Genomic DNA, 17,021 nt, shown 5'->3' with positions numbered 1-17,021 from the left:
CATGCCGATCAACGTCAACAATCCCGAGGCCGACGCGCTGACACGCCGGTTCGCCGCCCTGGCGGGAGTCGGCATCACGGAGGCGATCGTCATCGCCATGCGTGAGGCGATCGAGCGCCGCCACCGGGAGGAGTCCCCGCGGGAGACCGCCGCACGGGTGCGCCAGAAGCACGGGGTCGCGCTCAGCGAGACCGCCCGCGTGCCTCTCGCGCGGGACGCGTATGACGCGATGTGGGAAAGCGCCTGATGTTCGTGGATGCGTCCGCGATCGTGGCCCTGCTCGCCGACGAGCCCGAGGCCGAGCGGATCTCCACGGCGCTCGCCTCGGCACACCAAAGCAGAACGTCGCCCATTGCCGTCCTCGAAACGGTGCTGGCCCTCGCGCGGCCCGACAAGTTCGACATGACGGTCGAGGCGGTCGGGCCGATCGTCCTCGAATTTCTCGAGGCCAGGGGCATCGAGATCTGCGACCTGCCGCCGGCCAGCGAGACGACGGCGCTCGCCCTGTCGGCCGCGCATCGATACCGGGCCGGCCGCCACGGCCTCAACCTCGGCGATTGTCTCCACTACGCGGCGGCACGGTTCTACCGCACGCCGATCCTGGCCACGGCCGACGAGTTCCGCAGGACGGATCTGGAGACCGTGCCGTGACGGTCTGCGACCGACGTGCCTCGGTTGCATCCGGAATGGGTCAGTGCCAGGGGCTCTGAGTTGGACGCGAAACGCCGTCCTCGCGAGCGAAACGCCTGAGGATCGACACGCTATGTCGGGGCGTAACGATGCGTTCGCGCTTCGAACCAACCGCGGCCATGGCGCGCGGTTGACCGGGCCGCCGGCCTGAATCGACCCGCCCGCGTCTCCGCATCGATGGTCGCCCATGTGCGCCGCCGCACGCGGCATGCCCGGGGCGCAGAGGCTCGGGGATGACCGGCCGCGTCCCCGCGTTGCGCCGACCCCGCCGCGTGCCTTAGAATATTTATTATTCTGAGCTTGAGCGTTCGCCCCGCGGCCTGTCCGCACCGGGGAACGTGAGCCGGCTAAGCCGGCCGAGGCCCCCGGCCCGGCTCGGACCCGACTGATCGCCGCTCCGGCGCCGCCAGACAGGACGCAACGATGATCAAACTCACCGTGAACGGGGCTGCGCGCAGCTTCGACGGCGACCCCGACATGCCGCTGCTGTGGTATCTGCGGGACGAGCTCGGGCTCACCGGCACCAAGTTCGGCTGCGGCGTGTCGCTCTGCGGGGCCTGCACCATCCATCTCGGCGGCGCGGCGACCCGCGCCTGCATCACGCCGGTCTCGGCGGCCGCCGGCCAGGAGGTCGTGACCATCGAGGGTCTGTCGCCGGACGGCAACCATCCCGTGCAGGTGGCGTGGCGCGACCAGAACGTCGCCCAGTGCGGCTTCTGCCAGTGCGGCCAGATCATGCAGGCGGCCGCCCTCCTCAAGGACACGCCGAAGCCCACCGACGACGACATCGACACCACGATGAGCGGCAACATCTGCCGCTGCGGCACCTACCCGCGCATCCGCGCCGCGATCCATCAGGCCGCCGGCCAGCCGGCGCCCGCCAGCAAGGGAGAGCGCCTGTGATCCACGACGCCAAGCTCACCGCTGAGCGCGCCGCCGGCACCAGGCCGGCCCTCGACAATGTCAGCCGCCGCGGCATCCTCGGCGGTGCCGGCGCCCTGGTGCTGGCCCTCTCGCTCCGCCCCGCTCGGGCCGACGAGACCCAGACCAAGGAGCAGAAGGAGCAGAAATTCGGCGCCGACGGCATGCCGCACGGCTGGCGCGACGACCCGAAGGTCTTCGTCGCGATCGCGCCGGACGGCACCGTCACCGTGACCAACCACCGCTCCGACATGGGCCAGGGCATCCGCACTTCGGTGGCCTTCACAGTCGCCGACGAGCTGGAGGCCGACTGGTCGAAGGTGAAGGTGGTCCAGGCCTGGGGCGACGAGACCCGCTTCGGCAACCAGGACACGGACGGTTCGCGCTCGACTCGCCACTTCTTCCAGCATTTCCGCCACGCCGGCGCCGCCGCGCGGCTGATGCTGATCCAGGCTGCGGCCAAGCAGTGGGGCGTGCCGGCCTCCGAGGTGACGGCCGTCAACCACACGCTGACCCACGCCAAGTCGGGCCGCACCCTCGGCTACGGCGCGGTTGCCAAGGCCGCCGCCGAGCTGCCGGTGCCCACCGACGTCAAGCTGAAGGATCCCAAGGACTTCCGCTACATCGGCACCGGCAAGGTCGGGCTGATCGACAACTTCGACATCACCACCGGCAAGGCGGTCTACGGCCTCGACACCAAGCTCGACGGGATGCTGTACGCGGTCGTCGCGCGCCCGGCCGTCTACGGCGGCACGGTGAAGTCCTTCGACGACAGCGAGGCCAAGAAGGTCCCGGGCGTCGTGAAGATCTTCAAGATCGACGCCACCCCGATCCCCTCGGAGTTCATGCCGCTCGGCGGCGTCGCCGTGGTGGCCAAGAACACCTGGGCGGCCCTGAAGGCCCGGGACGCGCTCAAGATCACCTGGGACGACGGCCCGAACGCCGGCTACGATACCGACGCGTTCCGCAAGGAGCTGGAGGGCGCCGCGCGCAAGCCCGGCAAGGTCGTGCGCACGCAGGGCGACGTCGACGGCGCCATGGCCAAGGCCAAGACCAAGGTCCAGGCCGAGTACTTCGTGCCGCACCTCGCCCAGGCCCCCATGGAGCCCCCGGCGGCGGTAGCCCGGGTGAAGGACGGGTTCTGCGAGGCCTGGGCCTGCACGCAGGGTCCGCAGGCGGCCAACGATCGCCTGATGAAGGCGCTCAAACTGCCCGACGACAAGGTCAAGGTGAACGTCACGTTGCTCGGCGGCGGCTTCGGCCGCAAGTCCAAGCCCGACTACGTGGTCGAGGCGGCTTTGTGCTCGCAGGCCGTCGGCGGCGCGCCGGTGAAGCTCGCCTGGACCCGCGAGGACGACCTCCACCACGGCTTCTACCACACGATCTCGGTGGAGCATCTGGAGGCTGGCCTCGACGAGAAGGGCATGCCGGTGGCGTGGCTGCACCGCTCGGTGGCGCCGACGATCGGCTCGATCTTCGCGCCCGATCCGAAGCACGAGCTGCCGTTCGAACTCGGGATGGGGCTGGTCAACACGCCGCTCAACATCCCGAACATGCGGCTGGAGAATCCCGAGGCCGCCGCCCATGTCCGCGTCGGCTGGTTCCGCTCGGTGTCGAACATCCCGCACGCCTTCGCGATCCAGTCCTTCGTGTCGGAGCTGGCGCACGCCGCCGGCCGCGAGCCGAAGGAGTACCTGCTCGAGCTCATCGGACCGGATCGCAAGATCAGCCCGACCGAGATCGGCGACGTCTGGAACTACGGCGAGGACCCGAAGCTCTACCCGATCGAGACCGGGCGCCTGCGCGGCGTGATCGAGGCGGCCGCCAAGGGCGCGGGCTGGGGGCGGCAGATGCCCAAGGGCACCGGCCTCGGCATCGCCGGCCACTACAGCTTCGTCACCTACACGGCGGTGGCGGCCGAGGTGGAGGTCGACGACAAGGGCCAGGTGAAGGTGAAGGCGATCGACATCGCGGTCGATTGCGGGCCGCAGGTGAACCCGGAGCGCATCCGCTCGCAGATGGAGGGCGCCGTGGTCATGGGGATGGGGCTCGCCCTCACCTCCGAGATCACCTTCAAGCAGGGCCGGGCGGTCCAGAACAACTTCGACGGCTACGAGGTCCTCCGGATCGACGCCGCCCCGAAGGCGGTCCGCGTGCACTTGGTGCCGACCGGCCGCTGGGACGGTCCGCTCGGCGGCGTCGGCGAGCCCGGCGTGCCGCCGGTTGCGCCGGCCATCGCCAACGCGATCTTCGCGGCCACCGGCCGGCGGGTCCGGCAATTGCCGATCCGCGATCAGCTGAGCGCCTGAACCGTCACCCGTCGCGAGGCGTTGGGGCCGTGGGGAAACCCGCGGCCCCATTCTCTTGGAAAGTACTCGACCCAATGATGCGTCCCGCCCTGACGGCCTGCCTGACCCTGATCCTGACGGCGGCCCCCGCCCTCGCCTCGCCCTGCGGCGACCGGATCGAAGGCGTCTCCAAGCGGGTCCAGTCCGAGGTGAGCCAGTCGATCTCGGCCAATACCAGCGGCCAGGGCAACGCCGCCAAGCGCGGCGGCGAGGGCGTCACCGGGACCGAGGGCCAGCGGGCGAACGAGTCGCCGCAGGCGCCGCCGGAGAAGTCGGCCCAGGCCGGCCAGGGCGCGGACGCCGCCCAGCAGGCGAAGGTCGCCCTGGAAGAGGCGCGGACGGCGGATCAGAAAGGCGACGCGAAGGCGTGCGAGGCGGCGCTCACCCGCGCCGAGCAGCAGTTGAAGAAGGCACCCTGAGGGGCTGATACGCTTCCCGGTTATCCGTTTCTGCCCCACCGTCTTTGCGAGCGTAGCGAAGCAACCCAGGGTCACGCCAAGCCTTCCGAGGTCGCGCTGCCCTGGGTCGCTTCGCTCATGATGACGGAGCGCGTAATACCCCAGCCTCCGTCAGGTCCGCGCCGGCCCGTCACGGTTGGCTCAGGGCCGGCCGCGAGCGCAAAATTCGATCCGCGTGACGTACGTCCGGGGAGAGCCCCGTCACCGCCCCAGCGCGCTGATCTCGATCACGAATTTCCGCCGCAGCGCCCGCGAGAAGTCGCCGTAGCCGGCGGCCGCCAGCAGGAAGGCGCCCGGGCCTCCGATGACGTGGGCGCGGTACCACTGCTCCAGGCCCGTGCGCTCCTGCGGCAGCGGCGTCGGGAGCAGGCCGTAGCCGGGCGCCCGGTAGGCCCCGGCCCCGACCACGTCGTTCTCGCCCGGCACCAGGATCGGCAGGCCGTTGACCGTCGCGCCGGTGTCGAGCAGCGACCGGTGCGCCTCCGCGAGGCTGTCGGCGTCGGTGCAGTTGTCGATCCCGTCGCCGGAGACGTCGACCACCACGCGCTCGGCCGGGACCGGGAGCGCCGGGAGCACGGCGGCGGTCACGGTGCGGAACATCTGGCCGAGGCAGGTGAACTCGCCCGCCTGGCGCGGCGTCGCCCGCACCAGGGCCGCGGCCGCCGCGGCATCGGCCCGGCCGGCGATCCGCCGCCAGCCGACCGCGAGGGTCGCCCGGTCCGCCCAGGTGACCATCGCGAACAGGATCCCGCCCGGATTGCCGGTGATCGCGCCGAGGACCGACGGATCCTCCAGGGCCTCGGCGATGCCCTCCATCTGCAGCCGGAAGCGCGCCTCGTCGACGGATTGCGACACGTCCACGGAGACGACCAGCGCGGTGGCGACGCTCTCGGGCGCGGCCTGAACGGGCTCGGGTGTGGCGGGCGCGAGCCCGAGGAGCAGCAGGACGGCGCCCCGCAGGACGCCGCGGCGGATCCGTCGCGAACCCGTCCGCATCATCGGCCTCGGCGCTCCCGGAAGGCGCGGCCCTGCGGCCGTCGCGCATCCGTTAGGCCACGTTTCGGCGTCGCGCGAAACCGGCCTTTCGGGGGGCCCGCCGCGCGGACCCACCCGTCGGACCGACGCGCCGCGGGGCAAGCCCGGATGCGCGTCGGCAGGGTGTGGTTCGGGCGCGAAGCCCGGCCCCGGTGAGGAAGGTTCGCTCCGGCGGCGGTGGCCGCTCATCTCGGAGGTTGCCCGTCCTCCGGCCCCGTCCCTGGGCCGGCCGCGGGGTCGTCGAGGGCGGCCTCGGCCTCCCCGGAAGCTGCCTCAGGCCGCCGCGGCGGCGAGGGCGTGCGGGTTGCCGTTCAGGCCGGCGCAGAGATCGTCGATCTCGGCGAGGTCCAACGCCTCGCCGGCCCGGCCGGCGATGGTGTCGATCAGATGATCCTGACGGGGGTCGAACGGATGACCCTGCATCCGGTAGAACTGGTAATAGCGCAGTGCCGCCAGGACGGTGTCACGCTCGCGGTCGGTTACGGTGAAGTGCTGCATGGGTAGTTGCTTCCCCTTGTGGCTTCAACGAACGCTCGGGTAGGCCGCGACGCCGATCCCGAGCTTGACTGTTGTAACCCGTGGGCAACTGCCCGACCAGTTCTTGACAGCTCGCGCCGAAGTGATTCGCATCATTTAAGATTTTGATCCTGGCCCGGTCCGGCGGAGCACGGGCCGAGAAACCCCGTTCGCACAACAGGTTGGCGAGCCCGAAGGCGAACGCCGCGTGGTTGGCCCCGTCCGCGGCCGGCCCCGAATCCCCGCCGTCGGCCGGTCGCCCCGCTAGAGGCCGAGTTCGTCGAGGTAGCGCGGCAGCGCAACGCTCGCCGGCCCGTAGCGGGTCGCGTCGAAGGCGTCGGCGTTGTCGGACGGCTCCAGGTTGACCTCGCAGGTCGGGATGCCGAGGGCCTGGGCCTTCCGCACGTAGCCGGCCGCCGGGTAGACCGCCCCCGACGTGCCAACGGCCACGAACAGGTCGGCCTCGGAGAGCGCCGCCTCGATCGCGCCGCGGCGGCGATGGTCGTAGAAGTCGAGCACCGTGTCGGGATCGGCCGCGTAGGCCTCCGGTGTGGCGAGCTTCATCGGGTCGAACCGCGCCCAGATCCCGCCGCGGTCGCGGAACGTGCCGAGCCCGCTCTCGGCCGAGACGCCGGCCCCGGTCAGCACGAAGATCGTCTTGGGATGGTCCGTCACGCGCGGCTCCTGTTCGCCTGAGAATGGCTGGATATGTCCGCTGGTTGGCGGTGCGGTTTCTTTCCCGCTGCGTCCCACCGGTGAATGCTGCGGCTCGCTTCACTGAGCGGGAGACACGAAATGTCCGATGTTGCGCTGCTGGTCATCGATGTCCAGGAATCCTTCCGGCACAGGCCCTTCTGGAACGACGCCGATGTCCCGCCCTTCACCGCGCGCCTGCAGGCGCTCATCGACGGCGCCGCCGCGCGGCGGATCCCGGTCCTGCAGGTGTTCCACGTGGCCGAGAGCGGCCCGTTCGCCATTGCCTCCGGCCACGTCCGTACCCTCGCGCCGGTCGTGATCGCGCCGACGGCCACCTTCCACAAGCGCCGGCACAGCGCCCTGGTCGATAGCGGCCTGTCGGGCTGGCTGACGCAGCACGGCATCCGCCGGCTGATCGTGTCGGGCATCCGGACCGAGCAGTGCTGCGAGACCACGGCCCGCCACGCCTCCGACAACGGCTGGCAGGTCGACTACGTGACCGAGGCCACCCTGACCTTCGCCATGACCCACCCGGACGGCCGCCGCTTCGGCGCGGACGAGATCAAGGCCCGCACCGAGCTGGTGCTGACCGACCGGTTCGCCCGGATCGCCACCGTGGACCAGGCGCTGGCCGGCCCGGACCTGCCGGTCGCCGCGTGAGCGGGGCGGCGCGGCACATCCCGGTCCTCGTGGTCCTGCCACCGCGCGCGCTGCTGCTCGACCTCGCCGGCCCGCTGGAGGTGCTGCGGATCGCCGGCACCGTCCAGGACCGGGTCGGCTTCGCGGTGGCGTACGCGGCACCGCGGGCGCTCACCCGCTGCTCGATCGGGCTCGACCTGGGCGGTGCCGGACCGTTGCCGGAGACGGTGGCGGACGGGACGGTCGTGCTCCTGCCGGGCTCCGCCACGCAGGTGCTCGGCGACGGGCCGGCCGGAGCGCCCGACGCCAACGCGGAGGCCGAGATCGTCGCGTGGCTGCGCGGCGCGGTCCGGCCGGGCCACATCGTGGCGACCGTCTGCGAGGGCGCGCTGCTCGCGGCTCGGGCCGGGCTCCTCGACGGCTACGTCTGCACCACCCACCATGCCAGCTGCGACCGGCTGAGGGCGGCGGCCCCCGAGGCCCGAGTCCTGGACAACCGCCTGTTCGTGCAGGACCGCGACCGGTTCAGCAGCGCCGGCGTCACGGCCGGCATCGACCTGATGCTGCACCTCGTGGCGGAGTGGGCGGGCCCGGCGACGGCGGTCGCCGTCGCGCGGACGCTCGTCGTGTACATGCGGCGCGGGCCCGACGATCCCCAGCTCTCGCCCTGGCTCGAGGGGCGCAGCCATCTGCACCCGGCGGTCCACCGGGCCCAGGACGCGATCGCCGCCGACCCGGCCCGGGACTGGTCGCCGGCGCGGCTCGGCCGGGTCGCGGGCGCGAGCCCGCGCAACCTCGCGCGGCTGTTCCGGCTCCACGCCGGCATGACCGTGACGGACGCGGTCAACCGGTCCCGCGTCGCGCTGGCCCGGGAGCTGATCGCGCAGAGCGACCTCGGCCTGGAGCAGGTCGCCGAGCGCGCCGGCTTCGGCTCCGCCCGGCACATGCGCCGCGTCTGGCGGCAGTTCCACGCAGCGGCGCCATCGCGCCTGCGTGCCGGATCCGCGGACGGGGCGTCCGCGCCGGTCCGCCCGAGGCACCCCGCGAGACACCTGTCCTTGCGAGCGGAGCGAAGCAATCCAGGGTAGCGCTCCGCTTTCCGGCGTCGCGCGCCCCTGGGTCACGTCGCTGCGCTCGTGATGACGGGAGAGCGACGACGGCCGAAGATCTCGGCCGGAACCGTGGTTCCGCGTATGGCGCTGCCCGCTGGACCCGAACGGCCGCCTGTGACCTCCTGCGGTGCCGACTGCGTCCGCCCGAATCGGCGCGGACCGTGCATCGGCCCGGCGCGCCCGCTGGCGCGGAGGAGTGAGCGGCATGCCTGAATTCGACCTTGCCATCCGGGGCGGCACGGTGGTCACGGCGAGCGACACGGTCCGGGCCGATATCGGCGTGCGCGGCGGGCGGATCGTCGCGGTGGCCGAGGGTATCGCCGACGCCGCCCGGGTGATCGACGCCTCCGGCCTGCTGGTCCTGCCGGGCGGCATCGACAGCCACGTCCACATCGCCCAGGATTCCGGCCCCGGCATCGTCATGGCCGACGACTTCGCCAGCGCCACCCGGGCGGCGGCGGCCGGCGGCAACACCTGCGTGATGCCCTTCGCGCTCCAGCCCCGGGGCGCCTCGCTGCGCGGCGCCGTCGACGCCTACCGGGCCAGGGCCGAGGGCCAGTGCCACGTCGACGTGGCGATCCACATGATCATCTCGGACCCGACCGAGGCGGTGCTCGGCCAGGAGCTGCCGGCTCTGGTGGCCGACGGCTACACCTCGTTCAAGGTCTTCATGACCTACGACGACCTCGTGCTGAACGACCGCCAGCTCCTCGACGTGTTCCACGTCGCGCGGCGGCAGGGCGCCCGGGTCATGGTCCACGCCGAGGGCTACGACGCGATCCGCTACCTGAGCGAGCGGCTGGAGCGAGCGGGCGAGACCCGGCCCTACGGCCACGCCCTGTCGCGCCCGGAGATCGTCGAGCGGGAGGCGGCCCACCGGGCGATCAGCCACGCGGAGCTGATCGACCTGCCGATCGTCATCGTCCACGTCTCGGGGCGCGAGGCCACCGAGCAGATCGCCTGGGCGCAGGCGCGGGGCCTGAAGATCCGGGCCGAGACCTGCCCGCAATACCTCACCCTCACGGCCGAGGACATGAAGGGTCTCTGCCAGGAGGATCCCATGGCGGGGGCGAAGTACGTCTGCTCGCCGCCGACGCGGGACGTCGAGAGCCAGGAGGCGGTGTGGTCGGGGATCCGCCGCGGGATCTTCGACGTGGTCTCGTCCGACCATTGCCCGTTCCGCTACGACGACCCGCAAGGCAAGCTGAACCCGCGGGGTAAGACCTCCTTCCGCTGGATCCCGAACGGCATTCCCGGCATCGAGACGCGCCTGCCGGTGTTCTTCTCGGAGGGCGTCTCGAAGGGGCGCATCAGCCTCAACCAGTTCGCCGCGCTCACCGCCACGAACCACGCCAGGCTGTACGGGCTCTACCCGCGCAAAGGCTCGATCGCCCCGGGCTTCGACGCCGACCTGACCCTGTGGGATCCGAACCGGCGCGAGACCATCCGCCAGGCGAACCTGCACCACGGCTCCGACTACACGCCCTGGGAGGGGTTCGACGTCACCGGCTGGCCGGTGGTGACCATCGCGGGCGGCCAGGTGATCGCCGAGGATGGCAGGGTCCTGTCCGAGCCGGGCCGCGGGCGGGTGCTCGACCGGGCCGTCGATCCGGCCGAGCGGCGGGACGCCTGACGGCCGCGCTGGCCCGCCGCTTGCCTGCAGCTCCCGGGGGAGAACCGCATGGACGTCGAGCTGATCGGCCTGACCAAGCGCTACGGCGCGGCCATTGCGGTCGACCGCATCGACCTGAAGGTGCCGTCCGGCGCCTATTGCTGCCTGCTCGGCCCCTCCGGCTGCGGCAAGACCACGACGCTCCGGATGATCGGCGGGCACGAGCGCGCCAGCGCGGGCGACGTGGTGATCGGCCCGAAGGCGGTGGGCGACGCCGCCCCGGCCGAGCGCGGCACCGCCATGATGTTCCAGAGCTACGCGCTGTTCCCGCATCTCGACGCGCGCGACAACGTCGCCTTCAGCCTCAAGATGCGCGGGATCGGCAAGGCGGAGCGCCGGACCAAGGCGATAGCCATGCTCGACCTCGTGCAGATGGGCCACCTCGCCGGGCGCCTGCCGGCCCAGCTCTCGGGCGGCCAGCAGCAGCGCGTGGCCCTCGCCCGCGCCCTCGTCACCGGCCCGAAGGTACTGCTCCTCGACGAGCCGCTCTCCGCCCTCGACCCGTTCCTGCGGGTGCGGATGCGGGTCGAGCTGAAGCGGATCCAGACCGAGCTCGGGCTCACCTTCATCCACGTCACCCACAGCCAGGAGGAGGCGATGGCGCTCTCCGACCTCGTGGTGGTGATGAATGCCGGCCGGATCGAGCAGGCCGCCAACCCGCGCACCGTGTTCGAACGCCCGGCCACTGCCTTCGTGGCCCGGTTCATCGGCGGCCACAACGTGATCCGGCTGCCCGAGGGGCTCGTCGCCGTTCGGGCGGACCGGATGCGGCTCGGCGCCGAGGCCGGCCCCGCCGCGCGGCCGGCCCGGGTGGTGGCCGTCGAGTACCAGGGCACCAGCGTCCATGTCGGCCTCGACGCCGAGGGGCTGGAGCGCGCGCCCGAGAGCCCCGCCGCCCTCACGGCGATCCTCAGCGACGCGGAGTTCGCGGCCCGCCCGCTCCGCCCCGGCGACATGATCCCGGTCGGCTGGGACGCTTCAGCCGCCCACCGCCTCGACGCCTAACGGAGACCACCATGGACCTGCCCCAGAAGCCGAGCCGGCGCACGCTCCTGAAGGGGGCCGCCGCGCTCGCCGCGACGCCGGTGACCGGCTTCCCGGCGGTGCACGCCGCCGAGCCCGTGACCCTGCGCTACCTCGGCACCGCCGTGAACCAGTCCGCCGACATCGCCCGGAAGGTGAAGGAGGATCTCGGCCTCACCATCGAGTACATCCCCGTGGTCACCGACGAGGTGACCAAGCGGGCGGTCACCCAGCCAAACTCCTTCGACCTGATCGACACCGAGTATTTCAGCCTCAAGAAGATCCTGCCCTCCGGCAACCTGCAGGGCATGGACGCCAAGCGGATCAAGCTCGCCGACAAGATCTCTTCGGTCTTCACCAAGGGCGAGGTCGCGGGCAAGAAGATCGGCGACCAGGGCACGGCGCCCAAGAAGGTCTTCTACCTGAAGGGCATCGACTCCAAAAAATTTGCCGGCGAACAGACCGGGTGGATCTCGCTGATCCCGACCGTCTACAACGCCGACACGCTGGGCATCCGGCCGGACCTGATCAAGGTGCCCGTCACGAGCTGGAAGGAGCTCTTGAACCCGGCCTTCAAGGGCAAGGCCTCGATCCTCAACATCCCGTCGATCGGCATCATGGACGCCGCCATGGTGGTGGAGGCGACCGGCGACTACACCTACGGCGACAAGGGCAACATGACGAAGCCCGAGATCGACCGCACCATCAAGGTGTTGATCGAGGCCAAGCGCGCCGGCCAGTTCCGGGCCTTCTGGCAGGACTTCAACGAATCCGTGAACCTGATGGCCTCCGGCGAGACGGTGATCCAGTCGATGTGGTCGCCCGCCGTCACCAAGGTGCGGGCGCAGGGCGTGCCCTGCACCTACCAGCCGCTGAAGGAGGGCTACCGGGCCTGGGCCTCGGGCTTCGGCATCCCCAAGACGCTGAGCGGCCGGAAGCTCGACGCGGCCTACGACTTCATCAACTGGTTCCTGTCCGGCTGGGCCGGGGCGTACCTCAACCGGCAGGGCTACTACTCGGCCGTGCTGGAGACCGCCCAGGCGAACATGCAGCCCTACGAGTGGGCCTTCTGGATGGAGGGGAAGCCTGCCGAGAAGGACATCCTCGGCCCCGACGGCACCCTGATCGAGAAGGCCGGCGCCACCCGCGATGGCGGCTCCTTCGACGCGCGGATGGGCGCGGTCGCCTGCTGGAACGCCGTGATGGACGAGAACACCTACATGGTGCGCAAGTGGAACGAGTTCATCGCGGCGTGAGGGCGGTGCGCGCCGCCTCCCCGCCCTCCTCTCTCCGAGGGCACTCGGAGACGCCCATCCGGCGCAGCGACGCGGCCGCCGGATGGAACGCGGGTCCCCTCTCCCGTGCGGGAGAGGGACAGGGTGAGAAATGCGACTTCTCCGGAAGGACCGGCCCCCTCACCCCAACCCTCTCCCGCACGGGAGAGGGGGCGCGGCGCGCCTCGCAGGAGCCGATGTGTGAACGTCGGACCCCGCAGAGGTGGAGGGAAGCGTCGGCACGCGTGGGGCGTATCCGATGACCGATCTCGCCCTGCCCGCCGCCGCGACTGCCGAGCGGACCGCGGCGCCCGCCGTCGCGGCGCGCCCGCGCGGCCGCGCCCTCGCCTACCTCCAGGCCGCGCCGCTGGCCCTCGTCTTCCTGGTCTTCCTGGTGGTGCCACTGGTGCTCACCGGGATCGTCTCGCTCTGGGAATACAACGAGTACGAGATCATCCCGGCGCTCACCCTGCAGAACTACGCCGACGTGTTCGACGGCTGCCTGTCGGCCAACCTCTGCACGACCGTGCGCACCTACCTGTCGACGGTGAAGTTCGTCGCGCTGACGCTGGCGATCACCCTGCCGCTGGGCTTCGCCATCGCGTACTTCCTGGCCTTCCACATCCGCTCCGGCACGGTGCGGATGGGCCTATTCCTGCTCTGCACGATCCCGTTCTGGACCTCGAACGTGATCCGCATGATCTCGTGGATCCCGCTGCTCGGCCGCAACGGCCTCGTCAACGACACGCTCCGCACCCTCGGGCTGATCCGGCAGCCGATCGACGGCCTGCTCTACTCCGACTTCGCGGTGGTTCTGGCCTTCGTGCACCTCGACACGGTGTTCATGATCGTGCCGATCTTCAACAGCCTCGCGCGGATCGACCGGCGGCTGATCGAGGCGGCGCGCGACGGCGGCGCGTCCGGCGCGCAGATCCTCTGGAACGTGATCCTGCCGCTCGCCAAGCCCGGCATCGCCATCGGGACGATCTTCGTGACGACCCTGGTAATGGGCGACTTCGTCACCGTGGGCGTGATGGGCGGCCAGCAGATCGCCAGCGTCGGCAAGGTGATCCAGGTGCAGATGTCCTACCTGCAGTTCCCGGCCGCCGCCGCCAACGCCGTGGTGCTGCTCGCCGCCGTGCTGCTGATGATCCTCGGGCTCACCCGGATGATCGACCTCCGGCGGGAATTGTAGCGATGGACCAGCCCCGCGGCCGCGCCTTCTACCTGCTGGCGGCGGTCTTCGCCCTCTACGTCCTGTTCCTCTACGGGCCAACTCTGACGATCCTGGCGCTGAGCTTCCAGGGCCCGTCCGGCGGCCTGACCTTCCCGATGAACGGCGTCTCGACCCACTGGTTCGCCAAGCTGTGGGAAGGCGTCGGCGTGATCGACATCTGGGCGGCGCTGCGGCGCTCGCTGGCCCTCGGCCTCGTGGTCATGGCGCTCACCGCGGGAATCGCATTCTACGCGGGCCTCGCCTTCCGGAAGGGGTTTCGCGGGGCCGGCCTCGTCTTCGCCCTGGCGGTCTCGAGCCTGATCGTGCCCTCGATCGTGGTCTCGCTGGGCATCGGCCTGGAGTTCCGGCTCCTCGACGACGCCGTGAAGGCGCTCGCCGCCGCCACCGGCTGGGGGTTCCTGCAGGACCACGGCACGCTGATGGGCCTCTACAGCTCGGCGCTGGGCGCGCACCTCACCTGGACCCTGCCCTTCGGCCTGCTGATCATGTTCGCGGTGTTCAACCGGTTCGACCCCGCCTACGAGGAGGCCGCCCGCGACCTCGGCGCCAGCGGCCCGCAGACGCTCCGGCACGTGGTGGTGCCGATCCTCGCGCCCGCGCTCGTCGGCGTCGCGCTGTTCGGCTTCACCCTGTCGTTCGACGAGCTCGCCCGCACCAGCCAGGCGATCGGCGGCCGCAACACCCTGCCGCTGGAGTTGCAGGGCCTGACCACCACGGTGACGACGCCGGAGATCTACGCCCTCGGCACGGTCACCACGGCCGTCTCGGCGCTGGTGATCGGGACCGCGCTCGGCCTGACCCTGTGGCTGCAGAAGCGCCGGGCGCGGCGGGCGCTGGCGGGCCTGTGATCGATGCCGGACGGCCGGGCCGCCGCGGGTCGGCGGCGCCGCCGCATTGCCAATCCGCCCCCGCCCGTGTATGCGCACGGCGCGCCCCCGAGACACCCTTGGAGGCAGGGGCGCGCCGGGAAGGATGTGGCCGTCCGCCAGGGGCGGCCTTTTCGTTTTCCGGCTCCAGCAATCGTAAAGGATCACGCCATGAGCGCTGTGAAGACGCTTGAGGCCGTGGCACGCGACCGGGTCGGCAAGGGGGCCGCCCGGGCCGTTCGTCGCCAGGGCCAAGTTCCCGCCGTCATCTACGGGGGTGGCCAGCCGCCGCAATCCATCGCGGTCGACCTCATCCGCACCCGCACCCTGATCTACGCCGGCGGCTTCAAGACCACGCTGTTCGAGATCAACGCCGGCGGCAAGAAGGTCCGCGCGATCCCGCGCGACTTCCAGCTCGACCCGGTGACCGGCGTGCCGCTGCACGTCGACTTCCTGCGCGTCGTCTCGGGCCAGACCGTCACGGTCGAGGTGCCGGTTCACTTCGTCAACGAGGACGCGGCCCCCGGCATCAAGAAGCTCGGCGGCACCCTCAACATCGTGGCCCACACGCTGAGCCTCGACGTCGCCCCCGACCAGATCCCGGACGCGATCGAGGTCGACCTGACCGGCCGCGCGATCGGCGACGTCATCCACGTCTCCGACATCAAGATCCCGGCCGGCACCTACACCGGCGAGCAGACCGACCCGGTGGCCAACATCGTGCCGCCGACCGTGCTGGGTGCCGAGGTGGAGGCCGAGGAGGCCGCCATCGCCGAGGCGCAGTCGGCCGAGGCCGCCGAGGAGAAGGCCGAGGAGTCCGCCGAGGACGAGAAGAAGGACGGCGAGGAGGCCTGAGCCTCAGCGCCACCCGTCACGCGACGCGAGAGCCCCGGCCCTGCCGGGGCTCTCTGCGTTTCGGCTTGATGTCAGGGATAGAGCCGCGCCCGGCTCCAGCCCGCGCCCGTCCGGGTGAAGCGGACCCGGTCGTGCAGGCGGAAATCGCCGTTCTGCCAGAACTCGACGCTCACCGGCGCGATCCGGAATCCGGTCCAGTGCTTCGGCCGGGGGATCGGCCCGTCGCCGTAGCGCTCGGACAGCTCCGCCACGGCGTTCATCAGCGTGGCGCGGTCGGCCAGTGGGCGGGATTGCTGGCTGGCGATCGCCCCGAGCCGGCTCTCGCGGCGGCGGCTCTGGAAATACGCGTCGGCCTCCGCGGCCGTGACCGGCGTGATCGGCCCGCGGGCCCGCACCTGCCGGCGCAGGCTCTTCCAGTGCAGCACCAGGGCCGCCTGGGGGTTCTGCGCCAGCTCCTCCCCCTTGGTGGACTGCGTGTTGGTGTAGAAGACGAAGCCTCGGGCGTCGAAGTCCTTCAGCAGGACCATTCGCACGTCCGGCAGCCCGTCCGATCCGGCGGTGGCGAGCGCCATCGCGTTCGCGTCCTCGGGCTCGGAGGCCTCGGCCTCCTTCATCCAGGCCGCGAACAGCCCGACGGGGTCCTCGCTCAGCGTGAAGTCCGCGCTCTTCGGGTCATCGGTCCTTAACTGATCCACGCCAAGACTCCTGCCAGCCGCGTCCAGGGCCTGAGGGGGCACCGACATCGGCATGTTCGGTCGAGCGAATAGCCCGTCGTGAGTCAGGTGTAATGCGGGGATGCGCGTGTAAAGGGCCAAGCCGGCGGTCGCGCATCTGCGCGTCCGTGTCGGTGGTGTCGATGGCGATGGCGATGGCCCTGTGCGGCTGCAGCCAGCCCCTGCTGGTCTTCCGGGGCGATCCGCCGGCGGCGCCGCCGCGCGTCGTCGAGGAGCCGACCGTCACCGGCAGCATCGAGAAGCGGCCTGTGAGCTTCGGGGACGACCTCGCCGAGGAGGATTGGCGCCGGGCGCGGGCCGCCCTCGGCGTCGCCCTGGATCCGCAGGGCAACGGGCGGCCGGTCAAGTGGGACAACCCGGAGACCGGGCTTCACGGGTCGGTCAACCCGACCGGGCTCCCGTACGTGTCGGATGAGCTGATCTGCCGCAACTTCCTGGCATCGGTGATCGCGCCGACCCGCAGCCGCTTCGTCCGCGGCACCGGCTGCAAGCTCTCGGGCGGTCCGTGGACGCTCAAGCGCGTCCGGGCCGCGAGCGGCCTCGGACGCTCCTGAACGACGAGGCCGTCGCGCGACGGCCTCCGCGGATCGCGTCAGTAAGGGTAGCCGTAGTACGGCCGCACGCGCAGGCGCGGCTGCGCGGCCGGCGGCGCCGCGTAGCGGGCCGCGGCCTCCGGATCGTAGGTCCGGATGTAGGGGTCGAGGGCCGGGTCGCGGTAATTGCCGTTGTTGACCCCGGCCGAGCGGTCGTTGCCGCTCAGCGCCGCGTAGGGCGAGAGGCCGCTCCCGCTGTCGCCGCCGCCACCGCCGCCACCGCCCCAGGCGAAGGCCGTTCCCGGAATGGCGGCGAGGAGCATCGCCGCGAGGGGCATCGTCAGCGTCTTGCGCGTCATGTCCTGTCTCCGCACCACGTCCTTGACTGGCGAACGGTCCAGCTGGAGGTGGG

The 17,021-nt window shown here is 71.3% G+C and carries 19 protein-coding genes; 14 read left to right on the top strand and 5 right to left on the bottom strand.

Translation table 11 applies throughout. The features are described from left to right. The first annotated feature begins 1 nt into the window (after position 1). From BM314_RS20870 to BM314_RS20850, 5 genes are all read left to right on the top strand, one after another. Positions 2 to 247 carry a type II toxin-antitoxin system VapB family antitoxin gene (locus BM314_RS20870; protein ID WP_091681826.1) on the top strand — a complete coding sequence of 82 codons (246 nt, stop codon included), beginning with the start codon at positions 2 to 4 and terminating at the stop codon, positions 245 to 247. Beyond that, positions 247 to 651 carry a type II toxin-antitoxin system VapC family toxin gene (locus tag BM314_RS20865; RefSeq protein WP_091979957.1) on the top strand — a complete coding sequence of 135 codons (405 nt, stop codon included), beginning with the start codon at positions 247 to 249 and terminating at the stop codon, positions 649 to 651. The genes BM314_RS20870 and BM314_RS20865 overlap by 1 nt, the downstream gene beginning before the upstream one ends. A 462-nt stretch (positions 652 to 1,113) precedes the next feature. Beyond that, positions 1,114 to 1,593 (top strand): (2Fe-2S)-binding protein, encoded by a 480-nt coding sequence (locus BM314_RS20860; RefSeq protein ID WP_012320864.1) that lies wholly within the window; start codon positions 1,114 to 1,116, stop codon positions 1,591 to 1,593. Beyond that, positions 1,590 to 3,920, top strand: coding sequence for a xanthine dehydrogenase family protein molybdopterin-binding subunit (locus BM314_RS20855; protein ID WP_091979955.1), 2,331 nt, complete (start codon positions 1,590 to 1,592; stop codon positions 3,918 to 3,920). The genes BM314_RS20860 and BM314_RS20855 overlap by 4 nt, the downstream gene beginning before the upstream one ends. 74 nt (positions 3,921 to 3,994) lie before the next feature. Beyond that, positions 3,995 to 4,378 (top strand): hypothetical protein, encoded by a 384-nt coding sequence (locus BM314_RS20850; protein ID WP_091979953.1) that lies wholly within the window; start codon positions 3,995 to 3,997, stop codon positions 4,376 to 4,378. A 240-nt stretch (positions 4,379 to 4,618) separates the two neighbouring features. Here the strand turns inward: BM314_RS20850 and BM314_RS20845 are convergent, their stop codons facing one another. The 3 genes from BM314_RS20845 to BM314_RS20835 all read right to left on the bottom strand — a co-directional run bounded on the left by BM314_RS20845 (position 4,619) and on the right by BM314_RS20835 (position 6,643). Beyond that, positions 4,619 to 5,413 (bottom strand): DUF1194 domain-containing protein, encoded by a 795-nt coding sequence (locus BM314_RS20845; protein ID WP_091980066.1) that lies wholly within the window; start codon positions 5,411 to 5,413, stop codon positions 4,619 to 4,621. Between the two features lie 312 nt (positions 5,414 to 5,725). Then, positions 5,726 to 5,950: a hypothetical protein gene (locus BM314_RS20840; RefSeq protein ID WP_012320868.1), complete on the bottom strand. Its 225-nt coding sequence runs from the start codon at positions 5,948 to 5,950 to the stop codon at positions 5,726 to 5,728. 282 nt (positions 5,951 to 6,232) lie between these two features. Then, positions 6,233 to 6,643 (bottom strand): Sir2 family NAD-dependent protein deacetylase, encoded by a 411-nt coding sequence (locus tag BM314_RS20835; protein WP_091979951.1) that lies wholly within the window; start codon positions 6,641 to 6,643, stop codon positions 6,233 to 6,235. Positions 6,644 to 6,763: 120 nt separating this feature from the next. Here BM314_RS20835 and BM314_RS20830 point away from each other — a divergent pair, with 120 nt between their 5' ends. From BM314_RS20830 to BM314_RS20790, 8 genes are all read left to right on the top strand, one after another. Then, entirely contained in the window at positions 6,764 to 7,324 is a 561-nt protein-coding gene (locus BM314_RS20830; protein ID WP_091979949.1) for an isochorismatase family protein, read from the top strand. After that, positions 7,321 to 8,391: a GlxA family transcriptional regulator gene (locus tag BM314_RS20825; protein WP_091979947.1), complete on the top strand. Its 1,071-nt coding sequence runs from the start codon at positions 7,321 to 7,323 to the stop codon at positions 8,389 to 8,391. The genes BM314_RS20830 and BM314_RS20825 overlap by 4 nt, the downstream gene beginning before the upstream one ends. A 229-nt stretch (positions 8,392 to 8,620) precedes the next feature. After that, complete coding sequence (hydA, locus tag BM314_RS20820) at positions 8,621 to 10,048, top strand: dihydropyrimidinase (protein WP_091979945.1); 1,428 nt, start codon at positions 8,621 to 8,623, stop codon at positions 10,046 to 10,048. 48 nt (positions 10,049 to 10,096) lie between these two features. Further along, positions 10,097 to 11,092 (top strand): ABC transporter ATP-binding protein, encoded by a 996-nt coding sequence (locus tag BM314_RS20815; protein ID WP_091979943.1) that lies wholly within the window; start codon positions 10,097 to 10,099, stop codon positions 11,090 to 11,092. Positions 11,093 to 11,103: 11 nt separating this feature from the next. Then, on the top strand, positions 11,104 to 12,366 hold the full coding sequence (locus BM314_RS20810; RefSeq protein WP_091979941.1) for an ABC transporter substrate-binding protein: 1,263 nt from the start codon (positions 11,104 to 11,106) through the stop codon (positions 12,364 to 12,366). A gap of 277 nt (positions 12,367 to 12,643) precedes the next feature. Continuing rightward, on the top strand, positions 12,644 to 13,579 hold the full coding sequence (locus BM314_RS20800) for an ABC transporter permease (protein ID WP_091979937.1): 936 nt from the start codon (positions 12,644 to 12,646) through the stop codon (positions 13,577 to 13,579). Positions 13,580 to 13,581: 2 nt separating this feature from the next. Then, positions 13,582 to 14,469 carry an ABC transporter permease gene (locus tag BM314_RS20795; protein ID WP_091979935.1) on the top strand — a complete coding sequence of 296 codons (888 nt, stop codon included), beginning with the start codon at positions 13,582 to 13,584 and terminating at the stop codon, positions 14,467 to 14,469. 189 nt (positions 14,470 to 14,658) lie between these two features. Then, positions 14,659 to 15,342, top strand: a complete 684-nt coding sequence (locus BM314_RS20790; RefSeq protein WP_020093856.1) for a 50S ribosomal protein L25/general stress protein Ctc — start codon at positions 14,659 to 14,661, stop codon at positions 15,340 to 15,342. A gap of 71 nt (positions 15,343 to 15,413) precedes the next feature. Here BM314_RS20790 and pdxH read toward each other — a convergent pair whose 3' ends face one another. After that, the gene (gene pdxH, locus BM314_RS20785; RefSeq protein ID WP_091979933.1) at positions 15,414 to 16,037 is read right to left on the bottom strand and encodes a pyridoxamine 5'-phosphate oxidase; all 624 of its coding nucleotides are present in this window, start codon (positions 16,035 to 16,037) and stop codon (positions 15,414 to 15,416) included. A gap of 161 nt (positions 16,038 to 16,198) precedes the next feature. Here pdxH and BM314_RS20780 point away from each other — a divergent pair, with 161 nt between their 5' ends. Continuing rightward, complete coding sequence (locus BM314_RS20780; RefSeq protein WP_331298221.1) at positions 16,199 to 16,630, top strand: RT0821/Lpp0805 family surface protein; 432 nt, start codon at positions 16,199 to 16,201, stop codon at positions 16,628 to 16,630. Between the two features lie 38 nt (positions 16,631 to 16,668). On the opposite strand, the gene BM314_RS20775 is transcribed toward BM314_RS20780, so the two are convergent. Then, complete coding sequence (locus tag BM314_RS20775) at positions 16,669 to 16,968, bottom strand: hypothetical protein (protein ID WP_020093859.1); 300 nt, start codon at positions 16,966 to 16,968, stop codon at positions 16,669 to 16,671. Positions 16,969 to 17,021 lie beyond the last annotated feature (53 nt).

Source organism: Methylobacterium sp. 13MFTsu3.1M2, assembly GCF_900112625.1.
In the GTDB taxonomy this organism is placed as follows: Bacteria; Pseudomonadota; Alphaproteobacteria; order Rhizobiales; family Beijerinckiaceae; genus Methylobacterium.
Note: the sequence above shows the minus strand (reverse complement) of the source record. Positions and strands in the feature narration are given on the sequence as shown.

Coding starts and splice junctions, on each gene's coding strand:
- BM314_RS20845 (WP_091980066.1), bottom strand. CDS start 5,413: ATGCGGACGGGTTCGCGACGGATCCGCCGCGGCGTCCTGCGGGGCGCC.
- BM314_RS20815 (WP_091979943.1), top strand. CDS start 10,097: ATGGACGTCGAGCTGATCGGCCTGACCAAGCGCTACGGCGCGGCCATT.
- BM314_RS20870 (WP_091681826.1), top strand. CDS start 2: ATGCCGATCAACGTCAACAATCCCGAGGCCGACGCGCTGACACGCCGG.
- BM314_RS20800 (WP_091979937.1), top strand. CDS start 12,644: ATGACCGATCTCGCCCTGCCCGCCGCCGCGACTGCCGAGCGGACCGCG.
- BM314_RS20795 (WP_091979935.1), top strand. CDS start 13,582: ATGGACCAGCCCCGCGGCCGCGCCTTCTACCTGCTGGCGGCGGTCTTC.
- BM314_RS20790 (WP_020093856.1), top strand. CDS start 14,659: ATGAGCGCTGTGAAGACGCTTGAGGCCGTGGCACGCGACCGGGTCGGC.
- BM314_RS20860 (WP_012320864.1), top strand. CDS start 1,114: ATGATCAAACTCACCGTGAACGGGGCTGCGCGCAGCTTCGACGGCGAC.
- BM314_RS20775 (WP_020093859.1), bottom strand. CDS start 16,968: ATGACGCGCAAGACGCTGACGATGCCCCTCGCGGCGATGCTCCTCGCC.
- BM314_RS20780 (WP_331298221.1), top strand. CDS start 16,199: ATGGCGATGGCGATGGCCCTGTGCGGCTGCAGCCAGCCCCTGCTGGTC.
- hydA (WP_091979945.1), top strand. CDS start 8,621: ATGCCTGAATTCGACCTTGCCATCCGGGGCGGCACGGTGGTCACGGCG.
- BM314_RS20850 (WP_091979953.1), top strand. CDS start 3,995: ATGATGCGTCCCGCCCTGACGGCCTGCCTGACCCTGATCCTGACGGCG.
- BM314_RS20865 (WP_091979957.1), top strand. CDS start 247: ATGTTCGTGGATGCGTCCGCGATCGTGGCCCTGCTCGCCGACGAGCCC.
- BM314_RS20810 (WP_091979941.1), top strand. CDS start 11,104: ATGGACCTGCCCCAGAAGCCGAGCCGGCGCACGCTCCTGAAGGGGGCC.
- BM314_RS20830 (WP_091979949.1), top strand. CDS start 6,764: ATGTCCGATGTTGCGCTGCTGGTCATCGATGTCCAGGAATCCTTCCGG.
- BM314_RS20840 (WP_012320868.1), bottom strand. CDS start 5,950: ATGCAGCACTTCACCGTAACCGACCGCGAGCGTGACACCGTCCTGGCG.